The organism is Kitasatospora sp. NPDC048365 (genome assembly GCF_043200835.1).
GTDB classification, from domain to species: Bacteria; Actinomycetota; Actinomycetes; order Streptomycetales; family Streptomycetaceae; genus Kitasatospora; species Kitasatospora terrestris.
Genome location: NZ_JBICYJ010000009.1, coordinates 33,166 through 57,573, shown reverse-complemented (window position 1 = coordinate 57,573; position 24,408 = coordinate 33,166). Strand labels below are relative to the sequence as shown.

Genomic DNA, 24,408 nt, shown 5'->3' with positions numbered 1-24,408 from the left:
GCTCTTCGCTGCGACCATGGAGTGACCCCCTGCGGCCACTGACCGTTGGCATCAGGCCACATCTAGGTCCGCGAGGAGCCGCACGGCCGTCAGATACCCGCCCGGGGAGCGCTCCGCGTGCCACCGGACGGTCGGGTGCGGGTCCGGGCCCAGCGCGTCCAGCACCTCGTCCGCCGGGTACCCGAACACGTCGATGCCGCGCAGCACCACCGGCACGGCGGCCGGCCCGACGGGCACGGCCTCGCACCGGCGCAGCTCCACGGCCGCGAAGCCGTCCCGGTCGCGCCCGGTGCGGCCCAGCCGGTCGGCGGTGTCGCCGTACGCGTGCAGCTCCACGCCCTCGTACCGCGCGCCGAACGCCCACCCCGCCCCGCAGACCCACCCCTCCCGCACGTCCGCCAGCGTCGCCACGGCCCACTGCGCCGCACGCTCGGACGCGCCGAACCGCACCACCCCCGCGCCCCGCGGCAGGCCGAGTCCCGTCCCCGGCAGTAGCTCGAACATCCCCCGATCATCCCGGCCGGGCGGCCGCGAGTCGACGGAGCCGCTCCCCGTCGATCACCCGCCGCAGGAGGACCGTAGGGGACACGCCTCCGGTCGGCCCGAATGTCAGTGCGGGTCGGGATGATGGTGACCATGAAGGACATCGCCGCAGAGCTCTCCCCCGCCGACTACGCCGGCGCCGTCGCGACCGCCGTCCAGGCGGCCGCCGCGTACTACACCGACGGCAGCACGCCGCTCGGCGACGACGAGTACGACGCCCTGGTGCGCGCCATCGCGGCGTACGAGGAGGCCAACCCCGACCAGGTGCTGCCCGACTCCCCGACGGGGAAGGTCGCCGGTGGCGCGGTCGGCGGCGACGTGCCGCACTCGGTGCCGATGCTCTCGCTGGACAACGTGTTCAGCGCCGAGGAGCTCGCCGAGTGGGCGGCCGGCCTGGAGCGCCGGATCGGCCGCCCGGTCGACGGCTGGTGCGTGGAGCCCAAGCTCGACGGCCTCGCGGTCGCCGCCCGCTACAGCGGAGGCCGGCTGCGGCAGATCCTGACCCGCGGCGACGGCCTCGCCGGTGAGGACATCTCGCACTCCGCCGACGCCGTCCTCGGCCTGCCCGCCACCCTCGCCGAGCCGCTCGACGTCGAGCTGCGCGGCGAGGTGCTGCTGACCACCGAGCAGTTCGACCGCGCCAACGAGGTCCGCACCGAGCACGGCCACAGCCCGTTCGCGCACCCGCGCAGCGGGGCCGCCGGCACCCTGCGCGCCAAGGACCGGGCGTACCGCGTCGAGCTCACCTTCTTCGCGTACGACGCCATCGGCCTCGGCGACGACCTCGCCCACAGCGCCCTGCTGGAGCGGCTCGGCGCGCTCGGCGCCAACACCGCGGCCACCACCGCGGCCCACCCGCTGCGCTGCGGGACGCTGGAGCAGGCGCAGCAGCGCATCGACGAGATCGCCGCCCTGCGCGCCGCCCTCCCCTTCGGCATCGACGGCGTCGTGGTGAAGGCCGACTCCGCCGGCGACCAGCAGGACGCCGGTTCGGGTTCGCGCGCGCCGCGCTGGGCGGTCGCCCGCAAGCTGGCCGCCGAGCACAAGGTCACCCGCCTGCTCGACGTCGAGTGGAACGTCGGCCGTACCGGCATCATCGCGCCGCGCGCCGTCCTCGAACCGGTCGTGATCGACGGCGTCACCGTCACCTACGCCACGCTCCACAACCCGGCCGACATCACCCGCCGCGGCCTGATGATCGGCGACCAGGTGTTCGTCTACCGCGCGGGCGACGTCATCCCGCGCGTCGAGGCGCCGCTCGCCGACCAGCGCACCGGCGCCGAGACCCCGATCGCCTTCCCCGAGGCCTGCCCGCGCTGCGGCGACGCGATCGACACCAGCGAGCAGCGCTGGCGCTGCGTCCGCGGCCGCAACTGCCAGGTGCTGGCGGCCGTGGTGTACGCCGCGGGCCGCGACCAGCTCGACATCGAGGGCCTCGGCGGGACCCGTGCCGCCCAACTGGTCGACGCGGGCCTGGTCCACGACATCGCCGACCTGTTCGCGCTCACCCGGGAGCAGCTCCTCGGCCTGGAGCGGATGGGCGACACCAGCACCGACAATCTGCTCGCCGCCATCGAGACGGCCCGGCGCCAGCCGCTCAACCGGGTGTTCTGCGCCCTGGGCGTGCGCGGCACCGGCCGCACCATGTCCCGCCGGATCGCCGCCCACTTCGGGTCGATGGCCGCCATCCGTGCCGCCGACGCCGAGACCCTGGCCCACGTGGACGGCATCGGCACCGAGAAGGCCCGCGTCATCGCCGCCGAACTCGCCGACCTCGCACCGCTGCTGGACAAGCTCGCCGCCCAGGACGTCGGCACCGCCGTGACCGTGGTGGCATCCCCCGCCGTCGACGGGGCCGAGGGTTCCGACGGCGACGCCGGGCAGGCCGCGGCGGGCGCCCTTGCGGGCAAGGTCGTCGTCGTCACCGGCGCCATGACCGGCCCGCTCGCCGCCCTCTCCCGCAACGAGATGAACGAGCTCGTCGAGCGCGCCGGCGGCAAGGCCTCCTCGTCCGTCTCCAAGAAGACCAGCCTCCTGGTCGCCGCGGACACCACCAGCAGCAAGTACAAGAAGGCGACCGAGCTCGACATCCCGATCCTCACCCCCGACGAGTTCGCGGACCTCGTCGCCGCCCACCTCCCGACCGCCTGACCGGGACCGCTCCCCCGGGCTCCCCGGCGCACGAGGCGCCGGGGAGCCCGCTCGTCGCGGGCCGGCGGGCGGGCCTCAACCCCGCTGGATCCCGCTCGTGTCGTGCAGCACACCCCAGCTGCCGTCCTGCACCTGGACCACGAGTGAATCCCCGCGGGCCGCCACCGCCAGGTACCAGGTGCCCGGTTGGAGCTCTGCGACCTCCTGCGACGGTCTGTCCTGATCCACCAGCGAGCGTTTCACCGGCACCGCGAACCAGAACAACTCGAACTCGTCCCGCTCCACCGGCCACTCGGCGGGTGACGGATCCGTGTCCTTCTGGATCGAGCGGGTGTCCTGCAGCAGCACCCCGCAGGTGCCGTCGGGCAGCAGGGCCAGCAGGGCGTCTCCCCGGTCCTCCAGTGCGAGGTACCACTTGCCGGGCACCAACTCGCCCACGCGCTCCGGCGAGCCGTCCTCCTTGGTGAGGTCGTGCGGCTCCGACACCGCGAACCAGAACGGCCGGAAGCGGTCCAAGCCCTCCGGCAGCTCGCCCGGGCCGTCGTCGGTCCCCCTCTGGATCCCGCGGGTGTCGTTCAGCAGGCCCCGGCCGCCGTCCGGCAGTTGGACCACGAGTGACTCCCCGCGGGTCTCCACCGCGAGGTACCAGGTGCCCGTCAGCAACTCACCCACGTACTCCGACGGCCTTTCCACCGAGGCCAGTTGACGTTTCACCGGAACCGCGAACCAGAACGGGCCGGACTCGTTCCGCTCCTCCTCGGTCCTGATCCCGGCGCGGTCGAGCAGGACCAGCCTGGTCCCGTCCTCGATCTCGACCAGCAGGGCGTCCCCACGCGCCTCCGCCGCCAGGTACCGCTTGCCCGGCACCAGCTCGGCGACCGGTTCGAGCGAACCGTCGGTGCCGAACAGCCGGCGCGCGTCCGGAGCGGTGAACCGGTACGGGACGAACGCCGCGTCCGCCGGGGCGATCACCGCCGCCGACAGGCGGGTGGCGCGGTGCATCAGCTCGCGCGCCCGCGCTTCGGTGTCGGACCACAGCTGCTCGGCCTCCCGCACCTTCCGGGCGAGGTTCTCCTCCGCGGCGCGCCGCCACTCCTCCCGTTCGGCCTCCCGCTCCCTCCCGGCGTCCTCGCTCTCCGCCGCCGCCCGGTTGCGGGCGATCGCGATCAGCCCGCCGGTGTTCCGGTTGCGCTGCTGCGGCAGCGGCCTGGACTTGGCGCCGAGTCGGGTGTGCAGGCACCGGTACAGGGTCTCCATGTCCAGCAGCCGGGGGCCGTCGGCGAGGCCCCGCTCCAGGACGTCGATCAGCTCCCCCGTGAACGCGGTGTACCGCTCGCCCGGCGGCGCGAGAGCGGGCCTGGTGGCGGCCGAGGCGGTGAGCACCACCGTCCCCTCCACCTCCGCCAGGTCGGCGAACTGCTGGGCCGCGCCCATCGCCCCCACCATCGCCCGGCCGCTGTAGCAGCAGTCCAGGATCACCACCCGGCGCCGGGCCCGGGACGAGGAGTCGACGGCCCGGCGCAGGAACTCGAACCGCAGCGCCGCGTCCTCCCGGTCGGTGTCCGGCAGCGCGAGGTACAGCTCCTCCGAGTAGTCGTCGGTGACGCCGTGCCCCGCGTAGTAGACGAGCAGGGTGTCGGTGGCCTCCCGGGCCTTCTCCCGTACGGCGTTCAGCACCTCGCGCGCGGCCGTGGGCTGCGAGATCACCGCGCAGGCCTCGTCGGACAGTCCCCAGACGGCCGGGTCGGTGAGCACCCGGCGCAGACCCAGCAGGTTCTCCTCGACGGCCGGCAGCGCGTCCAGGTGGACGAAGTCGTGCACCCCGATCAGCACCGCCGCCGACCGGCCGGGGTCCGCCAGCACCGTCACGGCTGCCCGGCACCTCCGGCCGGCGGCTCCAGTTCGGCCAGGATCCGGCGCACCTCGTCCGCCGATCCGCCTTCGATCAGCACCGAGGTGCCACTGCGCTCGATCCTGACCCTCGTCCCGCCGCGCCGGGTGCCCCGCCAGGTGGCGACGGCGGTCAGCAGGCTGCCGAGGGCGATCCCGTTGGTCAGCACCACGTTGAGGACCTCCAGCACCTCCCCCATCCGGCCCTCGCGCGGATCGGCCGTCCCCGGCCGCACCTCGATGCCCCGCAGGTCCGGGTCCTCCCGGAGCCACCGGGCCACCGACCGGGCCGCCTCCACGTCCGCCCCCTCCGGCGCAGCGTCCACCGGCTCGAACACGAGCGTGATCTCCACGCCCAACCCCCTTCTCGCAACCCCAAGTTGGCCGACCCCACCCTAGGGCTTCGCGTCGTCCCGGGATCGGACAACGGCCGAGCGGCACCGGATCGGGCGATTCGGGCCACCGACGGACGGCTGCACACGCGCCCGGGTCGACGCACTGCGGCACCGTGGCACATCACGGCACCACATGGCACACGCGTGGCACCACCCTGCCGCTCGGCCATCCCCGCAACCCCTCCGACATCGGCCTGCCACAGCACGTTTCTGCAGCTCAGAGCGGTGACGCCAACGAGGCGCCACACATGACGCCACACATGCTTGCGCATGGCGCCATCGTGGTGCCATGATGGCGTCATGGACCTCACCCCGTACGTCGACAACCTCCGCCGCGAACTCGCGGTGGCCGCCGAGGCCGGCGGGGACGACGCCCGTCGGCTGGCCGAGCGGCTCACCGCCCCGCTGGAGTCGGCAACCCGGCTGACCATGCTGAACGTGCTCTCGGCCGCGATGGCGGAGATCACCCGCGAGCTGGCGCCCGGCTCGGTCGACGTGCGGCTGCGCGGGCTGGACCCGGACTTCGTGGTGACGCTGCCGCCCGCCGCCGTCGGCGCCCCCGAGGAGGCGGCCCCGCCCGTCGAGACGGCCAAGGCGTACGCCGACAGCGACGAGGGCGGCACCGCCCGGGTCAACCTGCGGCTGCCCGCCCAGCTGAAGGCGCGCGCCGAGGAGGCCGCGGGCCGCGAGGGCCTGTCGGTCAACGCGTGGCTGGTGCGCGCCGTGTCGGCCGCGGTGGACGGTACGCCGCCGCGGCCCGCGGAGCGGATCAACACCGTCGGCCAGAGCTTCACGGGCTGGGTGCGCTAGCCCACCGGGCCCGCCCCCGCCGCTTTCTCCACGTCACGTCCCGCGCCGGGACGATTCCCAGGACCCCACGGACCCACGAGGACGGTACAGCCATGCCTTCTTTCGACACTCCCGAGCCGATCTCGGTCACCGCCGTGGTGGCGGCTGGCTCGATCCGCCTCACCGCTGGCGACCGGTTCGACACGGTGGTCGACGTACGGCCCCGCGACCCGAAGCAGGACCGGGACGTACGGACCGCCGAACAGACCGAGGTCACCTTCGCCGGCGGGGTGCTGACGGTGCGCACGCCCCGGCAGCGCAACCTGATCGGCCGCACCGGCACGGTCGACGTGACGGTCGAGCTGCCGGCCGCCTCGCGGGTCGAGGTCACCGGCTCCTGGACGCAGGTGATCGGCGAGGGCCGGCTGGGCGAGGTCCGGGTGAAGACCTCGGCCGGTGACGCCCGGCTCGAGACGACCGGGCCGCTGCACCTGACCGCCTCGCACGGCTCGATCACGGTCGACCGGGTCGAGGGCCTGGCGGAGATCACCACCAGCTCCGGCAGCCTGCGGGTCGGCGCCGTCGACGGCCCGGCGGTGCTGAAGAACTCGCACGGCTCTACCTCGATCGGCGCCGTCACCGGCGAGCTGCGGGTGAGCGGCGCGAACGGCGACATCACCGTCGGCCGGGCCGGGGCGTCGGTGGTCGCGACGACCGCGCACGGCGCGCTGCGGGTCGACGAGGTCGCGCGCGGCGAGGTCCAGTTGGAGACCTCGTACGGCTCGATCGAGGTCGGCGTCCGGGCCGGGACCGCGGCCTGGCTGGACGTCAGCTCCGGCCAGGGGCAGGTCCGCAACTCGCTCACCGGGTCCGGCGCGCCGGAGCAGGGCGAGGACACCGTCAAGGTCCGCGCCCGGACGCGCTACGGCAACATCGACGTCCGCCGCGCCCGCGCCTGACCCGTCCCGCCCCGCACCTCCCCACCACCGCCGGCTCACCTCCGCCAGCTCACCTCCGTCAGCTCACCTCCGCCGCCTTCGAACGGGAGGGCCACATGCCTTCATCTGTCATGCCCACGCCACGTCAGCCCGACCAGGGACCGCCCAGCACCACCGCCCCAACCCCCGCCGCCGTCACCGCCGTCGGACTGCGCAAGTCGTACGGTGACAAGGTCGTCCTCGACGGCATCGACCTGCGGATCCCGGCCGGTACCGTGTTCGCCCTGCTCGGCCCGAACGGCGCCGGCAAGACCACCACCGTCCAGATCCTCTCCACCCTGATCGCCGCCGACGGCGGCCAGGCCCAGATCGCCGGCCACGACCTGGCCACCGACCCGGACGGGGTCCGCTCCGCGATCGGCGTCACCGGACAGTTCGCCGCGCTCGACAACCTCCTCAGCGCCGAGGAGAACCTGCTCCTGATGGCCGACCTGCTCCGCCTCGGCAAGCGCGAAGGACGGTCCCGCACCAAGGAGTTGCTCGAACGCTTCGAGATCGCCGACGTCGCGCGGAACCGGGCCGCCACCTTCTCCGGCGGCATGCGACGCCGCCTCGACCTCGCCATGACCCTGGTCGGCGACCCGCAGGTGATCTTCCTCGACGAACCGACCACCGGACTCGACCCCCGCAGCCGCCGCACCATGTGGGACACCGTCCGCACCCTGGTCGCCGGCGGCACCACCGTCTTCCTCACCACCCAGTACCTGGAGGAGGCCGACCAGCTCGCCGACCGGATCGCCGTCCTCGACGGCGGCCGGATCGTCGCCGAGGGCACCGCCGACGAGCTCAAGGCCCGGATCCCCGGCAGCCACGTCCGGCTGCGCTTCACCCACTCCACCGAGTACGAACGCGCCGCCGCGGCCTTCCCCACCGCCACCCGCGACGAGGAGAACCTCGCCCTGCGGATCCCCGGCGACGGCGGACTCGACGCGCTGCGCACCCTCATCGACCGCCTCGACGCCGCCGGCATCCGCGCCGCCGACCTCTCCGTCCACACCCCCGACCTCGACGACGTCTTCCTCGCCCTCACCGGCCACGGCACCACCACCCCGCAGCACGCCGCGCAGCCCACCACCCCGCAGACCGCCGCCCCGCAGACCACCCCCACCGAGGAGCCCCAGCGATGAGCACCCTCGCCCACGCCGTCCACGACTCCCGGACCATGCTGCGGCGCAACATCAAGCACGCCGTCCGCTACCCGGCCGTCGGCTTCGGCAGCGCCATGATGCCGATCCTGATGCTGCTGCTCTTCGCTTTCGCGTTCGGCGACGCGATCGGCGCCGGCATGGGCGGCGGCCGCGGCACGTACGTCACCTACCTCACGCCCGGCATCGTCATCATGGGTGTGGCGGCGGGATCGATGTCCACCTCGATCGCGGTCTGCCAGGACATGACCGAGGGCATCATCAACCGCTTCCGCACCATGAACATCACCCGCTCCTCGTTCATGACCGGCCACGTCCTCGGCAGCGTCATCCAGACCATGATCTGCATGGTCCCGGTGATCGGTGTCGCCCTCGCGGTCGGCTTCCGCTCCGGCGCCACCCCGCTCGAATGGCTCGCCGCCACCGGCCTGCTCGCGGCCGTCGCCTTCGCGGTCACCTGGCTGTCCGTCGCCCTCGGCCTGATCTCCAAGACCGTCGAGTCCGCGAGCAACAAGCCCCTGCTCATCCAGTTCCTGCCCTTCCTCGGCTCGGCGTTCGTCCCGGCCGCGTCCATGGCCCCCGGCCTGCGCTGGTTCGCCGAGAACCAGCCGTTCACACCGATGACCGAGACCCTGCGCGGCCTGCTCTCCGGCACCCCGATCGGCAACAGCGGCTGGATTTCCCTCGCCTGGTGCGCCGGCATCGCCCTGGTCGGCTACCTCTGGTCCCGCTCGCTCTTCAACAGCACCACCCGCCGCTGACCCCTCGTACGCAGGCTGTGGCACGATGCGCGGATGATCACCGACCCCGCCGCCCCGCCACCCGTCGTCCCCGCCGGCACCATGGCCGGTGGGGACCAGCCCGTCCTCCCCCTGCCCGGCCGCGACCTGGTCCTACGGCCCTGGACCCCGCACGACGCCCCCGCCCTGCTCGCCGCCGGGAACGACCCCGCGATCCGCCACTGGAACCTGTTCTCGGTACCGGACCTCGCCGACGCCGAACGCCGGATCGCCCGGATGCACCACCGCTGGCGCGAGGAGAGCGCCGCCCTGTGGGCGATCGCCGACGGCCACCACGCCCTCGGACTGATCGGCTGGACCGACATCGACCTGGCCGCCGGCACCGCCGAGATCGTCTACTGGGCCCTCCCCGCCGCCCGCGGCGGCGGCATCGTCACCGACGCCGTCCGCCGCGCCACCGCCTGGGCCCTCGACGACCTCGGCCTCCACCGCCTCCGGCTCTGCCACTCCGTCGCCAACCCCGCCTCCTGCCGCGTCGCCACCAGGACCGGCTACCCCCTGGAGGGCACCATGCGCAGCGCCCTCCACCACGCCGACGGCTGGCACGACCAGCACCTCCACGCCCACCTCGCCGGCGACCCCCGCCCCTGACGACGCCCGCGGTCCGGGGCGGCCGCACCGCGTGGCCGGGGGGTGGGCGCGGGGGCATCATGGCTGGTGGGGGCAGGTGTGCGGGAAGGCGGCCGATGGAGGACTTCTTCAAGGCGGGCAAGGTGTACCGGCACGTGGCGGGCGGCGCCCCGACCGGGCTCGGTATCTTCGTGGTGGTGTACGTCGGGCGGGCACCGGGTGGGTTCTCCAGCCCGGCGGAACCGGGAGAGGTCGCCTTCGGGTGGCGGCGGGGCCGACGCTCGGACGGCGCGGAGGGGCCGATGGGCGCGTACACCTCGGCGGACTTCTCCGGCTGGGTGGAGCTCGACGACAGCGACCTCCTGGACGCCCTGCGGGCCGAAACCGGCTGACCACCGCCCGCGGGTCGCGTCCGCCGGCCGTGCCTGGCCGCCACCCGTTCGACCGGCAGCCGTGCGCGGGCTCTCACCGGGGGTTCACCCGCGCGGGTAGGGAGCAGTGCGTCGTACCGCGACCTGCCGAGAGGTGATCGAATGGACGAGCTCCTGCACGACCACGACGATGCCCCGCACACCGAACACACTGCTCCCCCGCCGGCCCGCCGGAGCCTGCTGCGGGCGGGTGTCGCCGCGTCGGGCGCGGCGGCCCTGGCCTGGTCGGCCGTTCCGGCGTCCGCCGCCGAACCGTCCACCGCGGACCCGTCGGGGCGACCCGCATCTCCCGCCACCGGGCAGCCGGACCGGACCCTCGTCCTGACCGGCCGCCTGGAGACCGGTGCGCCCGACTTCGTCTACCTGCCGTTCGAAGTCCCGCCGGGCGTACGGGAGATCGCCGTCTCGTACAGCTACGACCGGCCGACCGTGCCGGCCGGGACGCCGGGCAACGCGTGCGACATCGGGATCTTCGACGAACGCGGTACGGCGCTCGGCGGACGCGGGTTCCGGGGCTGGTCGGGCGGGTTCCGGAAGGAGTTCGCGATCAGCCGCTCGGCGGCGACGCCGGGGTACCTGCCCGGGCCGGTGCGGCCGGGCACCTGGCAGGTGGTCCTGGGTCCGTACCAGGTGGCGCCGCAGGGCCTGGAGTACCGGGTCGAGGTGGTGCTGCGGTTCGGCGCGCCGGGGCCGGAGTTCACGCCGTCGTACCCGGCGGAGCGGGCGCGCGGCCGGGGCCGGGCCTGGTACCGGGGCGACTGCCACCTGCACACGGTGCACTCGGACGGACGGAGGCTGCCGGAGGAGGTGGCGGCCGCCGCACGGGCCGCGGGGCTGGACTTCATCGTCTCGACGGACCACAACACCCCCTCCTCGCACGGCGCTTGGGGCCCACTGGCCGGCCCGGACCTGCTCGTCGTGCTCGGCGAGGAGGTCACCACCCGCAACGGCCACTGGCTGGCGCTCGGCCTGGAGCCGGGCACCTTCGTGGACTGGCGCTACCGCTCCCGGGACGCCGCGTTCCCGCGACTGGCCCGCCAAGTGCGGTCGCGCGGCGGCCTCGTGGTGCCGGCGCACCCGTTCTGCCCGTACGTGGCGTGCCTGTGGAAGTTCGGCTACGAGGACGCCGACGCCGTCGAGGTGTGGAACGGCCCCTGGACCTACGACGACGAATCGGCGGTGGACGGCTGGGACGCCGGACTCGCGGAAGACCTCCGGCAGGGACGGCGCTGGCTGCCGGCGATCGGCAACAGCGACGCGCACAGCGTCCCGCAGGTGGTCGGCTCACCGCACACCGTGGTACTGGCCGAGGACCTGACCCGGGCGGACGTACTCGCCGGGATCCGCGCCGGCCGCAGCTGGATCGCCGAATCCTCCACCGTACAGCTGGAGTTCACCGCCACCGGCCACGGCCGGCAGGCCGGGATCGGCGAGACGCTGAACGTGCCGGGCCAGGCACCGGTGGACGTCCGACTCACGGTCTCGGGGGTGCCGAACGGCACGGTCCGGCTGATCACGGACGAAGGCCAGCTGCACCAGGAGTCGCTGCCCGCCGGCGGCACCGGCACCGTGGTGTGGCGCACCACCGCCTCACTGGCCGCCTACGTCCGCGCAGAAGTCCGACACCCCAAGGCGGACGGCACACCCGGCCGCGGCAACAGCATGGGACCGGACCTGCCCTGGGGCCCGATGGCGGCCCTCACCAACCCGGTCTTCCTCCGCGCCACCGACAACTCCCGCTCCGACGACCAGGACTGACCCGCCACGAGGCCGCCCCCACCGGCGGGGGCGGCCGCTCCTGGAGGCCCACGCTGCCGGCGTTGTGGCGAACGAAGCGGTTGCGCGCGTTTCCGCGGGCGCAGCCCGGCGACCGAGTGTTCCCCAGCCCCAGCCCCAGCTGCAACTGCAACTGCAACTGCACACTCCCACTGGCCCTTTGCCGCCGCTCAGAGCATGCGCCAACTGCGGAGAGCGTCCGCAGCGTCTCGGGTGTCGGGGTGGTCGTGGCCGAGCAGCCGTTCGCGGTCGGCGAGCACCTGCAACAGAAGGTCGATGGCCTCGTCCCTGCGCTCCGCGTACCAGTAGGAGACGGCGAGGTGGAGGCGGGCGGTCAGGGTGTCGGGGTGGTCGTGGCCGAGCAGCCGCTCGGAATCGGCAACCACCCGCTCCAGAAGGCCGATCGCCTCCCCTGTGCGCCCGGCCTGCCGGTAGGAGGCCCACGGCAGGTGACCGCCGGCACCGTGCCGCCTCGGAGCGCCCCGGGGCAGCCGGCCGGTAACCCGCCCCCGCTAGTCCGTGGCGATCGCCCGGAGGATGTCCAGGCGTGCCGCGCGGCCTGCCGGGCGCAGGCCCGCGAGGGCTCCTGCGAGCAGTCCGGCCGCGAGGACGATCGCGAGTTGCAGCGGCGGGATGGCGAAGGTGCCGGTGCCGTCGGTGTCGGAGGCCCGGGTGAGGGCCCAGCCGAGGAAGGCGCCGAGGCCGAGGCCGCCGGCCGTGCCGAAGGCGGCGACCAGGACCGATTCCCATCGCACCATGGCCCGGAGCTGCCCCCGGGTCTGGCCGACGGCCCGCAGCAGCCCGAGTTCCCTGGTCCGCTCGTGGACGGCGAGTGTCAGCGTGTTGGCGATGCCGAGCAGGGCGATGAGGACGGCGAGCGCGAGCAGCGCGTAGACGATGGAGAGCATCATGTCGACGCCTGCGGCCGCGCCGGCCGCGTACTCGTCGCGGGTCTGCACGGTCGGGTTGCCGTACGCGTCGGCGACCCGTTCGACGGCGGCTTTGCCGTCGGCGAGGGTGGTGCCGGGGCGGAGGGCGACGGCGATCATGGTGTCGCTGTCCTGGACGCGGTGGGGTGCCCAGGCCTGCCGGGTCATCAGGTAGTCCCCGGCGATGCCGCCGCCTTCGTACAGCGCCCGTACGGTGAACTGCGCGCCGCCGTCCGCGAAGGCGACCTGGACGTTCGACCCGACCGTCCAGCCGTTCGTCCGGGCGGCTGTACGGGAGACCGCCAGGCCGTCCGTGCCGAGTCCGGAGAGCGAGCCGTCGATGCGGCCGAGGTCGACCACTCCGGCGAGCCGGGTCGGGTCGGTGATGTCCAGTTGCCGTCCGTGTCCGTCGATCCCGGCGACGCCGCGGCCGAGGCCGACGCTCTGCTGGACCTCGGGCAGGGCGGCGAGGGCGTCGGCGAGCTTCGGGGAGACTCCGCTGCCGCCGGCGCCCGCTGCGGGGGCGGTGACGGCGAGGTCGCCGGCGAAGGACTGGTCGACGGTCCGGTCCATGCTCGCCTTGATGGAGGCGCCGAACACGGTGAACAGCGTGACCACGGCGACGCCGACCATCAGCGCGGTCGCGGTGGCGGCGGTCCGCCGGGGGTTGCGGGCGGCGTTCCTCCGTGCCAGCGCGCCGGTCACGCCGCGCAGCCGGGGCAGTGGCGCACCGGCCGTCCGGACGGCGAAGGAGGCCGCCACCGGGCCGAGCACCACGAACCCGGCGAGGACCGCCACCGCACCGCCGACCGTCAGCGGCAGCGACGGACCGTCCGTCGCACCGAGCACGGTCACCGGCACTCCGCCGGCGATCAGCAGCACGCCGAGCGCCCAGCGCACCGCGCCGGCCCGGCCGCTCGCCGCGGTGTCGACCGCGGTCTCCCGCAGCGCGGCGAGCGGCGCGATGCGCCCGGCCCGGACGGCAGGCAGCAGCGCGGAGCCGACCGCGACCACCGTGCCGACCGTGAGCGGCAGCAGGACGGAGGCGGTGTGCAGCACCGTCCCGCCGGTGGGCAGCGAGAAGCCGAGTGCCGAGAAGAGTGCCTTGAGTCCGGCGGCCACGCCGAGTCCGCCGAGCAGTCCGGCGGCGGAGGCGAGGAGGCCGACGCCGAGGGCCTCGCCGAGCGTGGAGCCGACGACCTGGCGCCGGCTCGCGCCGAGGGCGCGCAGCAGGGCGTTCTCACGGGTCCGTTGGGCGACCACGATGGCGAAGGTGTTGTGGATGGTGAAGGTCGCCACGAGCAGGGCGATCCCGGCGAACACCAGCAGCAGGGTGGTGAACATCGACAGGAACCGGCCCGAGACGTCCGCCGTGGACTCGGCGGTGGCGGCCTGTCCGGTCAGCGCCTCGACCCCGCCCGGGAGCAACGGGATCACCCGGTCGACGAGTTGACGCTGCGTCAAGCCTGGTTCGGCGCGCAGCCGGACGGCGCCGGCCTGCCCCTCGCCCTTGGGGGTGAGGTACTTCTGTGCGTCGCCCAGGGTGAGCGCGGTGAACGTGCTGGGGCCCATGCCGTCGGCGTCGGCGCCGAAGGTGGCGATGCCGACGACGGTGATCCGGACCGGGTCGGGCACCCGCAGCACGGCGGTGTCGCCGACGTGCAGTCCGCCGGCCTTGGCCGCGCCGCGGTTGATCACGGCTTCGCCGGGCGCGGCGGGGGCGCGGCCCTCGGCGAGCCGGTACGGGTTGAGCTTCCCGTCGGCGATCCAGTTGCCGGCGAACGTCGGCGGGCCCTTCCCGCCGACCGCCTCGCCGTTGGCGCCGACGAGCTGGCCGGCACCCTGCACCGAGGGCTCGGCGGCGGCCACGCCCGGTACGGTGCGCAGCCGGTCGGCGAGCGCCGCGGCGACGGGTGCCCGGACGCCGCCGGGGACGTTGGGCGCCGCCAGGACGTCGGCACTGCGGACGACCGCGTCGGTGCCGGCGTTGGCGTCGGCGAAGAGGGTGTCGAAGTTGGCCCGCAGGGTGTCGCCGAGGACCATGGTGCCGGTCAGGAAGCTGACGCCGAGCAGGATGGACAGGAACGTCCCGGCGAGCCGTCGGCGGTGGGCGAGCAGCGAGCGCAGGCTGATCCGCAGGGCGGCGTTCATCGTCGCTCGCCCCCGTCGGCGGTCCTGGCGGCGGTCCTGGCGTCCAGGGCCTTCATCCGGTCGAGGACGCGGTCGGCGGTGGGTTCGGTCATCGAGCCGACGAGTCGCCCGTCGGCCAGGAACAGCACCTCGTCGGCGTAGCCGGCGGCGACCGGGTCGTGGGTGACCATGACGACGGCCTGGCCCATGGTGTCGACGGAGTCCCGCAGCAGGCCGAGGACTTCGGCGCCGCTGCGGGAGTCGAGGTTGCCGGTGGGTTCGTCGGCGAACACGACCTGGGGGCGGCCGGCCAGGGCGCGGGCGACGGCAACGCGCTGCTGCTGGCCGCCGGAGAGCTGGCTCGGCCGGTGGGCGAGCCGGTCGCCGAGTCCGACCACGTCGATCAGCGCGTCGATCCACTCCTGGTCGCCGGCGGCGCCGGCCAGGTCGAGCGGCAGGGTGATGTTCTCCCGGACGGTCAGCGTCGGGACCAGGTTGAACGCCTGGAAGACGAAGCCGACCTTCTCCCTCCGCAGGACCGTCAGCCGCCGGTCGTTCAGCGTGCCGAGCTCGGTGTCGCCGATCCAGGCGCTGCCGGCGGTGAGGGTGTCGAGTCCGGCGGCGCAGTGCATCAGGGTGGACTTGCCGGAGCCGGACGGCCCCATGATGGCGGTGAACCGCGCCACCGGGAACTCCACGGTGACGTGGTCCAGCGCGCGCACCCGGGTGTCGCCCAGGCCGTACGTCTTCACCGCGTCCTCGACCCGCGCGGCGGCCCGCAGTCCGACCACGGTCGTCACTTGGCACCGCCGCGGAGGTCGTGACGCTCGGTCAGGACGGCCCGGCGGGCCCGGTACTCGTCGGCGTCGATCTCTCCGTCGGCGTACCGGCGGCCGAGCGCGGCGAGCGGCGAGTCCGCGCCGCGGCCGTACCCCCAGCCGTACCCGCAGCCGCCGCGCCGCCACAGGACGCGGCGCACCACCAGCACCACGAGGAGGACCGCCGAGAACCAGAACAGCGGGACCAGCAGGATCCACGGGCCGGGCCAGGAGCCGTCGGCGGCGTGGGCGAGCAGGGTGTACATGGGGTCCATCTCCTCGGTGGGAAGCGGGGCCGACCGGGTGTTCCGGTCACGCTCCGAGCCTCCCGCCACCCACCCCCGCCGCGCGTCGTACGGGCAGCGGCACCTGGGCTACTCCGCGGGGAGTACGGGCCGCCGCGCGTCAGGCCTCGGGCGTACGGGCCGCTGCGCGTCGGCTCTCGGGCGTACGGGTGCCGCGCCCCGGCCCTCAGCCCAGCCAGCCCGGGCGGACCAGCCCCGCCTCGTAGGCGGCCACCACCAGCTGGGCGCGGTCGCGCGCGCCGAGCTTCACCATCGCCCGGCTCACGTGCGTCTTCGCCGTCAGCGGGCTGACCACCAGGCGGCGGGCGATGTCCTCGTTCGACAGCCCCAGGCCCACCAGTGCCACCACCTCCCGCTCCCGGTCGGTCAGTACCTCCAGCCGGCCGGCCGTCTCCGGGGCCTTCGAACGCGCCGCGAACTCCCCGATCAGCCGCCGGGTCACCCCCGGGGACAGCAGCGCGTCGCCCGAGGCCGCGACCCGCACCGCCCGCACCAGGTCACCCGGCTCGGTGTCCTTCACCAGGAACCCGGCCGCCCCCGACCGCAGCGCCTCGAACACGTACTCGTCCAGTTCGAAGGTGGTCAGCACCACCACCCGGACCTCCGCGAGCTCCGGGTCCGCCCCGATCAGCCGGGTCGCCTCCAGCCCGTCCATCCGGGGCATCCGGATGTCCATCAGGACCACGTCCGGCCGCAGCTCCCGGGCCAGCGCGAGCGCACGCTCCCCGTCGTCCGCCTCGCCGACCACCTCGACGTCCGGCTGCGCGTCGAGCAGCGCCCGGAACCCGGCCCGCACCAGCAACTGATCATCCGCCAGGACCACCCGCACGCTCATCCCCCCACCCTAGGCCGTCGCCTCGCCGCGGCAGGTCAGCGTGCGCTCCGCGGCAGCCAGGCCCGGACCCGGAAGCCCGCGTCGCCGCTCGGGCCCGCCTCCACCGTGCCGCCCAGCGAGGTGACCCGCTCCCGCATGCCGACCAGGCCCGTACCGGTGCCGCCCGCGTCGGTGCCACCGGCCGGGCCGGGGTCCTCGACCTGGACGACCAGGCCGTCGGCCCGCCACTCGAGCCGGACCTCCGCGCGGCGGGCCGCCGAGTGCCGCAACACGTTGGTCAGCGCCTCCTGCACCACCCGGAACGCCGCCAGACCGCGTGCCGCCGGCAGCTCGTACGGGGTGCCCTCGGCCCGGATCGTCACCGCGAGCCCGGCGTGCCCGGCCTGGGCGGCCAGTTCGTCCAGCCGGTCGAGCCCGGGCGCGGGCGAGCGCGGCGCGGCGGACCCGGGCGTGCGCAGCGTCCCGAGGACCTCGCGGACCTCGCCGAGCGCCTCCTTGCTGGCGGCCTTGATGGTGGTCAGGGCGGTACGGGCCTGCTCGGGCCGGGTGTCCATCAGTTCCAGCGCGACGCCCGCCTGGACGTGGATCAGCGAGATCGAGTGGGCAAGGATGTCGTGCAGTTCGCGCGCCATCCGCAGCCGTTCCTCGTCGGCGCGCCGACGCTCCGACTCCGCCTCGGCGGCCCGGACGGCGGCCATCTGCTCACGCCGGAAGCGGATCAGCTCGGCGGCCGCGAAGACCAGCAGCAGCCACGCGGTGACGCCGAGCTCCTGCCAGCCGGAGAACGTCTGCCCGTCGGGCGGCCGCCGCCACGACGCGGGCAGCACATAGCTGACCAGCAGGTGCACCAGGTAGAACACCCCGGCGCAGGCCCAGGCGGCCCGCCGGTGCCCGGCCTGCACGGCGACCACGAACGCCACCACCATGCTGAAGAACATCGGCCCGTACGGGTACCCGGCCACCAGGTACACCCCGGTGACGGCGGTGGTGCCGACCAGCACCGCCACCGGCCGCCGTCGGCGGAACACCAGCAGCGCCGGGCCCAGCAGCAGCAACACGACGGCGAACGCGTCCAGCGGCTCCCGCCCGGTCTGGTGCCGGGAGGCGACGGACGTCCCCACCACCTGCACCACGCCGACCACCACGGACGCGGCCACCGGCCACCCGGCCTTGGCCGCCCGGACCCACGGTGGCCGCCACGGCGGGGGAACATCGGTCATGCCGGGAAGGCTAGCCGCCGCCCCCGACCCCGGTCGTCACCCCACCGGACCGGGCGCGCCTACTCCCGGAGGAGTACGCGCCCCTCCCCCGCCACGCTCCTCCCCGCCACGCCCTGGCGCCGGCTCTGCAGGAGGCCGATCGCCGCACCGTCTGAGTACGCGTACTCAGGTACCCGCGCCGACCTGAGTACGCGGGCCGATGCCCACCGGGTGCGGTACCGGAAGGCTGGACCCCATGACGCGTCGACTTCTCCTGCTCGCCCCGCTGCTGGTGTTCACCGTCGGCTGCGGGGTGGTGCCGTCCGCCGAGAACAACGCGACGGACGCCGCCCGGGAGGCGGCCAGGAAGGTGGCACAGCGGCTCTACGGCCAGCAACCGCGCACGGCGGAGGAGGTCGGCCGCACCGCCGCCGGCATGAACGGGGTGGAGGTCCTGCGGCTGACGGGTACCTCGACGCACGACGGGGACGGCATCCGCGTGGTGGTCCGCACCTCCGGGTCGGGGACCGGCGGGGCGTTCGCACCCGAGGAGGCCACCGTGCAGCGCTGTTTCACCTTCCGGGTGTCGCCGACGTCGGAGTGGGGCGAGGAGCCCGGCGACGTGGACTGCCCGGACGGCCCTCCGCTGTCCTTCGCCCCGTTGCCCGCACCGCCCCGGCTGCCGTACGAGGAGCTGCGCGCGAAGCTTCCCCAGGTACCGGCGGGCGGCCGGGTGGACGAGGCCGAGGTGCGCCGTGCGCTCGCCGCCCTGGACCTGGACCCGGCGATCCGTACCGAGGTGAAGGCGGACGGCGGACGGGTCGGCGTCCTCCTGGTCGTGAAGGGCAACGGCTTCGATCCGCAGGACTGCCTGCTGGCCCGCGTGAGCCCCGGCGCCACCGACGTCTGGGCGCCGTCCCGGATGCAGCGGATGCCCGGGGAGGGCGGCTGCAGTGTCGGCAATGCGCTGAACCCGCAACCGGCGCCGCACTGACGTCCGTCCGCCGAGCCGTCCCGGACCGGCAGGACGCGTGCGGGTCCGGTGGCTAGTGGGCCGTCCAGCCGCCGTCGACGGGGAGGACGGCGCCGGTCAGGTAGGAGGCCGCCGGGCTCGCCAGCAGCAGGGCGGCGCCGACCAGTTCGACCGGGTCGGCCCAGCGCCCCATCGGGACCTGGTGGTCGAGGAAGGCGCGGACGTGCGGGTCGTCGTCCATTCCGTCGTTCAGCGGGGTGCGGAACGGGCCGGGCGCGAGGGCGTTGACGCAGATCCCGGTGCCCGCGAGTTCGACGGCGAGGCTGCGGGTGAGCTGGACCACCGCGCCCTTGCTCGCCGCGTAGCCGGCCCGCCCGGCGGCGCCGACCAGGCCGAGGGCGCTGGCCAGGGTGACGATCCGGCCGTACCCCGCCGCGCGCATCACCGGCACGGCGGCCTGGCAGGCGAGGAAGGTGCCGACGACGTTGACCTCCAGGCAGCGGCGCAGGGTCGCGGCGTCGAGGTCGGCGAGCTCGCCGCGGGCCTGGATGCCGGCGCTGGTCACCAGTACGTCGAGGCGGCCGTGGGTGTCCGTGATCTGCCGGACCAGGGCGTGCAGCCCGTCCTCGTCCGTGACGTCGCAGGCCCGGCCGTCGACGGTGGCTCCGGGGGTGCGGGCGGCGATCTCCGCTGCTGCCTGCCGGGAGGCATCCGGCGACCGGCCGGCGACGGTGACGGTGCAGCCGGCGGCGGCCAGGCCCTGGGCGATGGCCCGCCCGAGGCCGGCCGAGCCGCCGGTGACCAGGGCGACCTGTCCGGCCAGGGCCGCGCTCTCCCGGCGGGCCGGGCCGACGTTCACGGGCCGACCGGGAGCAGCGAGCCGCCGGTGAGGCGGAGGAGTTCGGCGGCGGTGGTGGGGAAGACGGTGTGCGGCGTGCCCGCGGCGGCCCAGACCCGCGGGTAGTCGGTCAGCGCCTCGTCGACCACGGTCGGGAGGGGCCGGGGGTGGCCGACCGGGGCCACACCGCCGATCGCCTGCCCGGTCGCCTCGCGGACCTGCTCCGGGGTGGCGCGCCGGAGTTCGCCGCGCTCCCAGCGGGCGGCGAGCGCCGCGGTGTCCACGCGGTGGCGGCCGCTGGTGAGGACAAGGACCGGTTCGCCGTCGGAGAGGAAGACCAGGCTGTTGGCGATCGCGCCGACCTCGCAGCCGAGCGCCTCGGCGGCCGCGGCGGCGGTGCGGACGGCGTCCGCCAGTTCGCGTACCCGGCCGGTGGCGCCTGCGTCGGCGAGGGCATCGGCGACGAGTCGGGTGCGGGTGGGGAGTTCCTTGGGTGCCACAGGGGTGCCTCCAGACGTTCTGTCTATGGAACGCGTTCCGTATGTGGAACGATAGGTGCTGCGAGCCGACGGATCAACCGGGTTCCGGCGGCCGCGCGAGGGAGGAGGCGAGCGGTGGAACTGGCCGTTCAGGTCGGCGCCCGGCTGCGGGAACTGCGCACGGCACGCGGGATGTCGCTCTCCGAACTGGCCCGCCGGGCCGAGGTCGGCAAGGGCACGCTCTCCGAACTGGAGGCCGGCCGGCGCAACCCCACGCTGGAGACGCTCTACGCCCTCACGACGGCCCTGGGGGTGCCGCTCAGCACGGCACTGCACGGTCCGGCCCTGCAGGTCGCGGTCTCCGGCCGCGCGGTGGACGCGGTGCTGCTGGAGCGGTTCGAGGACGCGGACGCGGTGACGGAGACCTACCGGGTGCGGATCCGGGCCGGCGCGGCGCAGGAGTCCGCTGCGCACGCGACCGGGACGACCGAGCGGATCATCGTGCTGGCGGGCACGGCACGGGTCGGCCCGGTGGCCGCCCCCGAGCTGATCGGGCCCGGCGAGCACGGCAGTTGGGCGGCGGACGTGCCGCACCTCTACCAGGCGCCGGAGGGTGATGCGGAGGCGCTGCTGGTGGTCCGCTACCCGGCGGCGTAGGAGGTTCACCGGATCGTGTGGCGAGCACCGCAACGAAGCAGCGCGGCGGGGGTTCGTCGCCTACGGTGGGGCACGCCGAAAGCGCCCCTCGCCAGGCTCTTCGTGGAGGAGAAGTCCCTTGCCGCACAGGCTGGTTGCAGGCGCGGAGCCGGGACGGGCCGGATGAGCGCCCCCGAGATCCCGCCGACCGGCACACCCACCGGGAGCGCGGAGACCCGGCTCGTGGTCGTCCGGGGAAACTCGGCGTCGGGGAAGTCGTCGGTGGCGGCAGGTGTCCGGGAACGGTTCGGGCGGGGCCTGGCCGTGGTCGCGCAGGACAACCTCCGCCGCGTCGTCCTGCGCGAGCGGGACCGCCCCGGCGGCGCGAACATCGGCCTGATCGACACCGTCGCACGGTACGCGCTGGACGCCGGCTACCACGTCGTCGTCGAAGGCATCCTGTACGCCGACCACTACGGCGAGATGCTCACCCGCCTGGTGGGCGACCACCGCGGCGTCACCCGCTGCTACTACCTCGACATCCCGATCGCCGAGACGCTGCTCCGGCACGCCTCGAAGGCCGATGCCGCCTACCTGGCGGCCGTCACCGAGCGGGACCTGCACGACTGGTACCGGGCGCACGACCTGCTCCCGGGCGGCATCGAGACCGTCATCGGCAGCGACAGTGCCCTGCCCGACACGGTGGACCGCATCGTGCGGGACACCGCCCTCTCGGAGCTCCCCGCGCGGGACGGATAGTGCTCCGGCTGCCTACGCATCGGTCGGGTCGGCGACTCGCGACGGCCCACTCACCCCGGATCGGTCAGCGGCGCACCCGGCAGCGCAGGTGAAGCACCCGGTCGCCCTGGATCACCACGTCGGGATCGTCCAGCAGGTGCTGCGCGTGGACCGACCCGAAAAAGCGCCTGCCGGACCCGAACACGACGGGTACGACGTCCATCCGCACCTCGTCGACAAGGCCCGCGGCGAGCACCTGGCCGCCGACGTCGCCGGCGGCGACCTCGACGATGCGGTCTCCCGCGAGCTCCTGCGCCGTGGCCACGGCCGCCTCGACGCCGTCGACGAAGTGGAACGGCGCTGCGGGGTCCCAGCCCTCGGGCTGCGGCCGGTGCGTCACGACGACCACGTGGTCGATCCCGCTCGGCGGCTTCCCGTCCCAGCCGTCCGTCATGTCGAAGACGCGGCGGCCGACGATCGTCACCCCGATCCGGTCCCAGTACGGGCGGGTGTAGTCGTAGGACGTCTGCGACACCTTCACCTCGCCGCTCTCGTCCAACGGGACGTCACCGTTGGACAGCCAGTCGAACAGTGGTCCGGGCATGTCGTTCTCGTCCGCGACGAAGCCGTCCACCGACACCGAGCCGTACATGACCACCTTGCCCACGGGGCGCTCCTCTGCTTCGGGGTGGCCCAAACTAACGTGTCGTGAGCTGCCGCTCCGGTAAGTGCCCGGGTTCGCATTCCGCTGCGTTCGACGTCGCGCTTCCGGTCGCACGGCACTGCCGTCCGGGTTGCGCGAGGGGCCGGGCGCGCCTGACGCCCGGCGGGTTCTTCGGCGTGGTGTGGTGGGGGGATGAGCGAGAGTACGCGGCAGAGCCGCCTCACGTGGCTGATGACCTCCCTCCTGCAGTCCGGTACCAAGGCGGACGTCGAGCCGTACGCGCCGCCGGCCCGTGACGTGGTGGCCGAGGAGGACGCGCTGATGGCCGTCCTGATCATCGCCAGCCAGCTGCGGCAGACGGCGGACGTGATCGGCCCGTCGATGGTGGAGCACCTGACCGAGCTGCTCGTGCTGGTCCGCGACTACATCCGCCCTCTGCCGCCCGCCCCCGACGGGCCGGACTGCGAGGACCTGGTGACTCCCGACCTGGAGAGCCTGGTGGTGGAGCTGCGCAGCCAGGCCGCCCAGGTGGGGCTGTACGTGGGCGAGCCCGGGCCGCGGCCCGAGGGCGTGTAGCGCCTCGCGGGGAGGGCCCGGCCGGGCGGCAGGTCTCGCGTTCAGATCGCCGTCAGGGTGAGGACCGCCCGGTAGGTGCCGGCCGGGGTGCTGGTCGGTACGTCGAGGAGCAGGGTCGCGCCGAGCCGCGCGGTGCCCGGGCCGGTGCCGGTGGCCAGGGTCCGCGGGGTGGAGAGTCCGCCGCCGCCGGGGGGCAGGGCCGGGCCGCCGGTCACCGGGTGCGCGCCGGCGGCGAGCACCGCGGGGGTCCAGGTGAGTTGTCGTGCCGCGATGGTGGCGCCGGCGGGCGAGGTGAAGTCGGTGGCCTGGCCGGAGAGCGTCCAGGCCGTGTTGCCGGCGCGGGTGTCGGTCACGGTGACCGGCGCGAGCTCGCCGCCGGTGCGCAGCACGGTGCCGCTCGCGTCGAGGACGGGTGAGGGCAGGACCACCTGGCCGCCGCCGTCGACCGACACGGCCAGCGAGCCGATCGGGACGGTCGCCGTGATCACCTCGGCCGGCGAGGCGGCGGCCACCCCGCAGACCTGCGCCCCGTACCGGTCGCAGTCCAGTGGCTGCGGGGCGTCGGCGATCAGCGTGGTGGCGGGGGCGCCGCAGATGGCCGGGTCCTCGGTCGGCGCGGCGGCGCCGGGGATCCGGGGGACGGTGGCGAGCCCGTCCTGGACGAGGCCGGCGGGCAGCGGCGCACCGCCGAGGGCGGCGGCGTCGCGCTGGTTGCACAGGGCGTAGCGGGTGAAGGTGCCGAGCGTGTTGCCCTTGTCCGGGTTGAAGGCCACCGGGCCGGCGGTCGGTATGACGAGGTAGTGGAGCAGCGGCAGGGGGTAGGCGCGCGGGTCGGTGGAGGTCCGGGCGACGGCCGGGTCGACGAGTCCGTCCGGGCCGGTCCGGGCGGTGGCGAGGCCGACGGCCATCGCGCCCGGGGTGGGGGCGGTGTAGTGGCCGGAGGCGTTCAGCACGCGGGCGCTCGGCAGGTGCGCGTTGATCGTCGTGTCGACGGTGGTGTAGCCGATCGCGCCTTCGCTGCTGTCGGCGGCGACGTACCCCGCGACGCCGATCCCGGAGCTCAGCGCGGCCGCGCCGGCGGGCGCCGGGAAGGTCTTGGTCGTCCCGCACTCGGTGAGCCCGGTGCTCGCGCAGTGGGCCGCCCAGGCGGCGGGCTGCTCGGCGGCGAACCAGCCGGTCAGGGCGGCGTTGAGCCCGTTGCTGTCGGAGCGCACCACGGGCTTGATCCGCACCTTGGGCAGCTCGCGGCCGGGGTTGTCGGCGGCGATGGCCGGGTCGTTCCAGAAGACGACGGCGCCGGTGAAGATCCCGAGCAGGCTGGTGCTGGACAGCCGCAGGTTGTCCACCCGCTGCCCGTTGACGGTGAGGTGGTACGGGAAGGCCAGCCCGCCGGCCGTCACCGGCAGGTAGGCGAAGGGGCGGTCCGGCGCCGGGTCGGCGGGGCCGCCCGGCACGCCGTACGGGACCTCGGTGACGGCGAAGTCGGCCAGGTACCTCCGGAAGGCGTCCCGCCCGGCGAGTGACCCCACCGCGTCGTAGTTGACGACCTTCAGTCCGTCCTGACGCACCCCGGAGATCCAGGTGTCGACCTGGTTGATGGCGGAGGTCGCGCCAGCGCCGGTGATCCGCACCAAGGGCGCCGCGTGGGCGGGTGACGGCCCGCCCAGCCACAGCGTGGACAGGACGACCCCTGCTGCGATCAGTGTGCGGGTGCGCCGTGCGCCCATGTGCTCTCCCCCGTTGTTGCGGCCGTGTGTCGGTCCGCGCGGAGGTATCTTCCGGAGGTCGGGCGACGTGTCG

At 74.6% G+C, this 24,408-nt stretch carries 25 protein-coding genes; 12 read left to right on the top strand and 13 right to left on the bottom strand.

Going from position 1 to position 24,408, the window contains the following annotated elements; all coding sequences use genetic code 11:
* Window positions 1-51: 51 nt before the first annotated feature.
* Window positions 52-504 (bottom strand): hypothetical protein, encoded by a 453-nt coding sequence (locus ACGFX4_RS11500; protein WP_393072072.1) that lies wholly within the window; start codon window positions 502-504, stop codon window positions 52-54.
* Between the two features lie 123 nt (window positions 505-627).
* On the opposite strand from ACGFX4_RS11500, the gene ligA reads away from it, so the two are divergent.
* Window positions 628-2,694, top strand: a complete 2,067-nt coding sequence (gene ligA / locus ACGFX4_RS11495) for an NAD-dependent DNA ligase LigA (protein ID WP_393072373.1) — start codon at window positions 628-630, stop codon at window positions 2,692-2,694.
* A 75-nt stretch (window positions 2,695-2,769) separates the two neighbouring features.
* Here the strand turns inward: ligA and ACGFX4_RS11490 are convergent, their stop codons facing one another.
* Together ACGFX4_RS11490 and ACGFX4_RS11485 are read right to left on the bottom strand one after the other, a co-directional pair.
* Window positions 2,770-4,563: a caspase domain-containing protein gene (locus ACGFX4_RS11490; protein ID WP_393072070.1), complete on the bottom strand. Its 1,794-nt coding sequence runs from the start codon at window positions 4,561-4,563 to the stop codon at window positions 2,770-2,772.
* Window positions 4,560-4,937 (bottom strand): hypothetical protein, encoded by a 378-nt coding sequence (locus tag ACGFX4_RS11485; protein WP_393072068.1) that lies wholly within the window; start codon window positions 4,935-4,937, stop codon window positions 4,560-4,562. The genes ACGFX4_RS11490 and ACGFX4_RS11485 overlap by 4 nt, the downstream gene beginning before the upstream one ends.
* Window positions 4,938-5,279: 342 nt before the next feature.
* Between ACGFX4_RS11485 and ACGFX4_RS11480 the strand changes: the two genes are divergently transcribed.
* The 7 genes from ACGFX4_RS11480 (at window position 5,280) to ACGFX4_RS11450 (ending at window position 11,470) form a co-directional block, all read left to right on the top strand.
* On the top strand, window positions 5,280-5,789 hold the full coding sequence (locus ACGFX4_RS11480) for a hypothetical protein (protein ID WP_393072066.1): 510 nt from the start codon (window positions 5,280-5,282) through the stop codon (window positions 5,787-5,789).
* A 92-nt stretch (window positions 5,790-5,881) separates the two neighbouring features.
* On the top strand, window positions 5,882-6,727 hold the full coding sequence (locus ACGFX4_RS11475) for a DUF4097 domain-containing protein (RefSeq protein ID WP_393072064.1): 846 nt from the start codon (window positions 5,882-5,884) through the stop codon (window positions 6,725-6,727).
* A gap of 110 nt (window positions 6,728-6,837) precedes the next feature.
* Window positions 6,838-7,893, top strand: a complete 1,056-nt coding sequence (locus ACGFX4_RS11470) for an ATP-binding cassette domain-containing protein (RefSeq protein ID WP_393072062.1) — start codon at window positions 6,838-6,840, stop codon at window positions 7,891-7,893.
* Complete coding sequence (locus ACGFX4_RS11465; protein WP_393072060.1) at window positions 7,890-8,672, top strand: ABC transporter permease; 783 nt, start codon at window positions 7,890-7,892, stop codon at window positions 8,670-8,672. The genes ACGFX4_RS11470 and ACGFX4_RS11465 overlap by 4 nt, the downstream gene beginning before the upstream one ends.
* A 33-nt stretch (window positions 8,673-8,705) precedes the next feature.
* Window positions 8,706-9,302, top strand: coding sequence for a GNAT family N-acetyltransferase (locus ACGFX4_RS11460; protein ID WP_393072058.1), 597 nt, complete (start codon window positions 8,706-8,708; stop codon window positions 9,300-9,302).
* Between the two features lie 95 nt (window positions 9,303-9,397).
* Complete coding sequence (locus ACGFX4_RS11455; protein ID WP_393072056.1) at window positions 9,398-9,673, top strand: hypothetical protein; 276 nt, start codon at window positions 9,398-9,400, stop codon at window positions 9,671-9,673.
* 141 nt (window positions 9,674-9,814) lie between these two features.
* Window positions 9,815-11,470, top strand: a complete 1,656-nt coding sequence (locus ACGFX4_RS11450; RefSeq protein WP_393072054.1) for a CehA/McbA family metallohydrolase — start codon at window positions 9,815-9,817, stop codon at window positions 11,468-11,470.
* A 188-nt stretch (window positions 11,471-11,658) separates the two neighbouring features.
* On the opposite strand, the gene ACGFX4_RS11445 is transcribed toward ACGFX4_RS11450, so the two are convergent.
* The 6 genes from ACGFX4_RS11445 to ACGFX4_RS11420 all read right to left on the bottom strand — a co-directional run bounded on the left by ACGFX4_RS11445 (window position 11,659) and on the right by ACGFX4_RS11420 (window position 17,725).
* The gene (locus ACGFX4_RS11445; RefSeq protein WP_393072371.1) at window positions 11,659-11,937 is read right to left on the bottom strand and encodes a tetratricopeptide repeat protein; all 279 of its coding nucleotides are present in this window, start codon (window positions 11,935-11,937) and stop codon (window positions 11,659-11,661) included.
* Window positions 11,938-12,000: 63 nt separating this feature from the next.
* Entirely contained in the window at window positions 12,001-14,568 is a 2,568-nt protein-coding gene (locus ACGFX4_RS11440) for an ABC transporter permease (protein ID WP_393072052.1), read from the bottom strand.
* On the bottom strand, window positions 14,565-15,347 hold the full coding sequence (locus tag ACGFX4_RS11435) for an ABC transporter ATP-binding protein (protein ID WP_393072050.1): 783 nt from the start codon (window positions 15,345-15,347) through the stop codon (window positions 14,565-14,567). Before ACGFX4_RS11435 ends, ACGFX4_RS11440 begins: the two co-directional genes overlap by 4 nt.
* Window positions 15,344-15,640 (bottom strand): SHOCT domain-containing protein, encoded by a 297-nt coding sequence (locus tag ACGFX4_RS11430; RefSeq protein ID WP_393072048.1) that lies wholly within the window; start codon window positions 15,638-15,640, stop codon window positions 15,344-15,346. The genes ACGFX4_RS11435 and ACGFX4_RS11430 overlap by 4 nt, the downstream gene beginning before the upstream one ends.
* 196 nt (window positions 15,641-15,836) lie before the next feature.
* The gene (locus ACGFX4_RS11425) at window positions 15,837-16,505 is read right to left on the bottom strand and encodes a response regulator (RefSeq protein WP_393072046.1); all 669 of its coding nucleotides are present in this window, start codon (window positions 16,503-16,505) and stop codon (window positions 15,837-15,839) included.
* 35 nt (window positions 16,506-16,540) lie between these two features.
* A complete protein-coding gene (locus ACGFX4_RS11420; RefSeq protein ID WP_393072044.1) occupies window positions 16,541-17,725 on the bottom strand; it encodes a sensor histidine kinase in 1,185 nt (394 codons plus the stop codon).
* A 235-nt stretch (window positions 17,726-17,960) separates the two neighbouring features.
* Between ACGFX4_RS11420 and ACGFX4_RS11415 the strand changes: the two genes are divergently transcribed.
* The gene (locus tag ACGFX4_RS11415; RefSeq protein ID WP_393072042.1) at window positions 17,961-18,698 is read left to right on the top strand and encodes a translation initiation factor IF-2; all 738 of its coding nucleotides are present in this window, start codon (window positions 17,961-17,963) and stop codon (window positions 18,696-18,698) included.
* 52 nt (window positions 18,699-18,750) lie between these two features.
* Here the strand turns inward: ACGFX4_RS11415 and ACGFX4_RS11410 are convergent, their stop codons facing one another.
* Both ACGFX4_RS11410 and ACGFX4_RS11405 read right to left on the bottom strand, forming a co-directional pair.
* Window positions 18,751-19,536 carry an SDR family NAD(P)-dependent oxidoreductase gene (locus ACGFX4_RS11410; RefSeq protein ID WP_393072040.1) on the bottom strand — a complete coding sequence of 262 codons (786 nt, stop codon included), beginning with the start codon at window positions 19,534-19,536 and terminating at the stop codon, window positions 18,751-18,753.
* Entirely contained in the window at window positions 19,533-20,015 is a 483-nt protein-coding gene (locus ACGFX4_RS11405; protein ID WP_393072038.1) for a YbaK/EbsC family protein, read from the bottom strand. Before ACGFX4_RS11405 ends, ACGFX4_RS11410 begins: the two co-directional genes overlap by 4 nt.
* A gap of 114 nt (window positions 20,016-20,129) precedes the next feature.
* Here ACGFX4_RS11405 and ACGFX4_RS11400 point away from each other — a divergent pair, with 114 nt between their 5' ends.
* Both ACGFX4_RS11400 and ACGFX4_RS11395 read left to right on the top strand, forming a co-directional pair.
* A complete protein-coding gene (locus ACGFX4_RS11400) occupies window positions 20,130-20,651 on the top strand; it encodes a helix-turn-helix domain-containing protein (RefSeq protein WP_393072036.1) in 522 nt (173 codons plus the stop codon).
* Between the two features lie 162 nt (window positions 20,652-20,813).
* Entirely contained in the window at window positions 20,814-21,389 is a 576-nt protein-coding gene (locus ACGFX4_RS11395) for an AAA family ATPase (protein ID WP_393072034.1), read from the top strand.
* A 64-nt stretch (window positions 21,390-21,453) separates the two neighbouring features.
* Here the strand turns inward: ACGFX4_RS11395 and ACGFX4_RS11390 are convergent, their stop codons facing one another.
* Complete coding sequence (locus tag ACGFX4_RS11390) at window positions 21,454-22,035, bottom strand: dihydrofolate reductase family protein (protein ID WP_393072032.1); 582 nt, start codon at window positions 22,033-22,035, stop codon at window positions 21,454-21,456.
* Between the two features lie 189 nt (window positions 22,036-22,224).
* Between ACGFX4_RS11390 and ACGFX4_RS11385 the strand changes: the two genes are divergently transcribed.
* The gene (locus tag ACGFX4_RS11385; RefSeq protein WP_393072030.1) at window positions 22,225-22,608 is read left to right on the top strand and encodes a hypothetical protein; all 384 of its coding nucleotides are present in this window, start codon (window positions 22,225-22,227) and stop codon (window positions 22,606-22,608) included.
* A 41-nt stretch (window positions 22,609-22,649) separates the two neighbouring features.
* Here ACGFX4_RS11385 and ACGFX4_RS11380 read toward each other — a convergent pair whose 3' ends face one another.
* Window positions 22,650-24,335 carry a substrate-binding domain-containing protein gene (locus ACGFX4_RS11380; RefSeq protein WP_393072028.1) on the bottom strand — a complete coding sequence of 562 codons (1,686 nt, stop codon included), beginning with the start codon at window positions 24,333-24,335 and terminating at the stop codon, window positions 22,650-22,652.
* Window positions 24,336-24,408 lie beyond the last annotated feature (73 nt).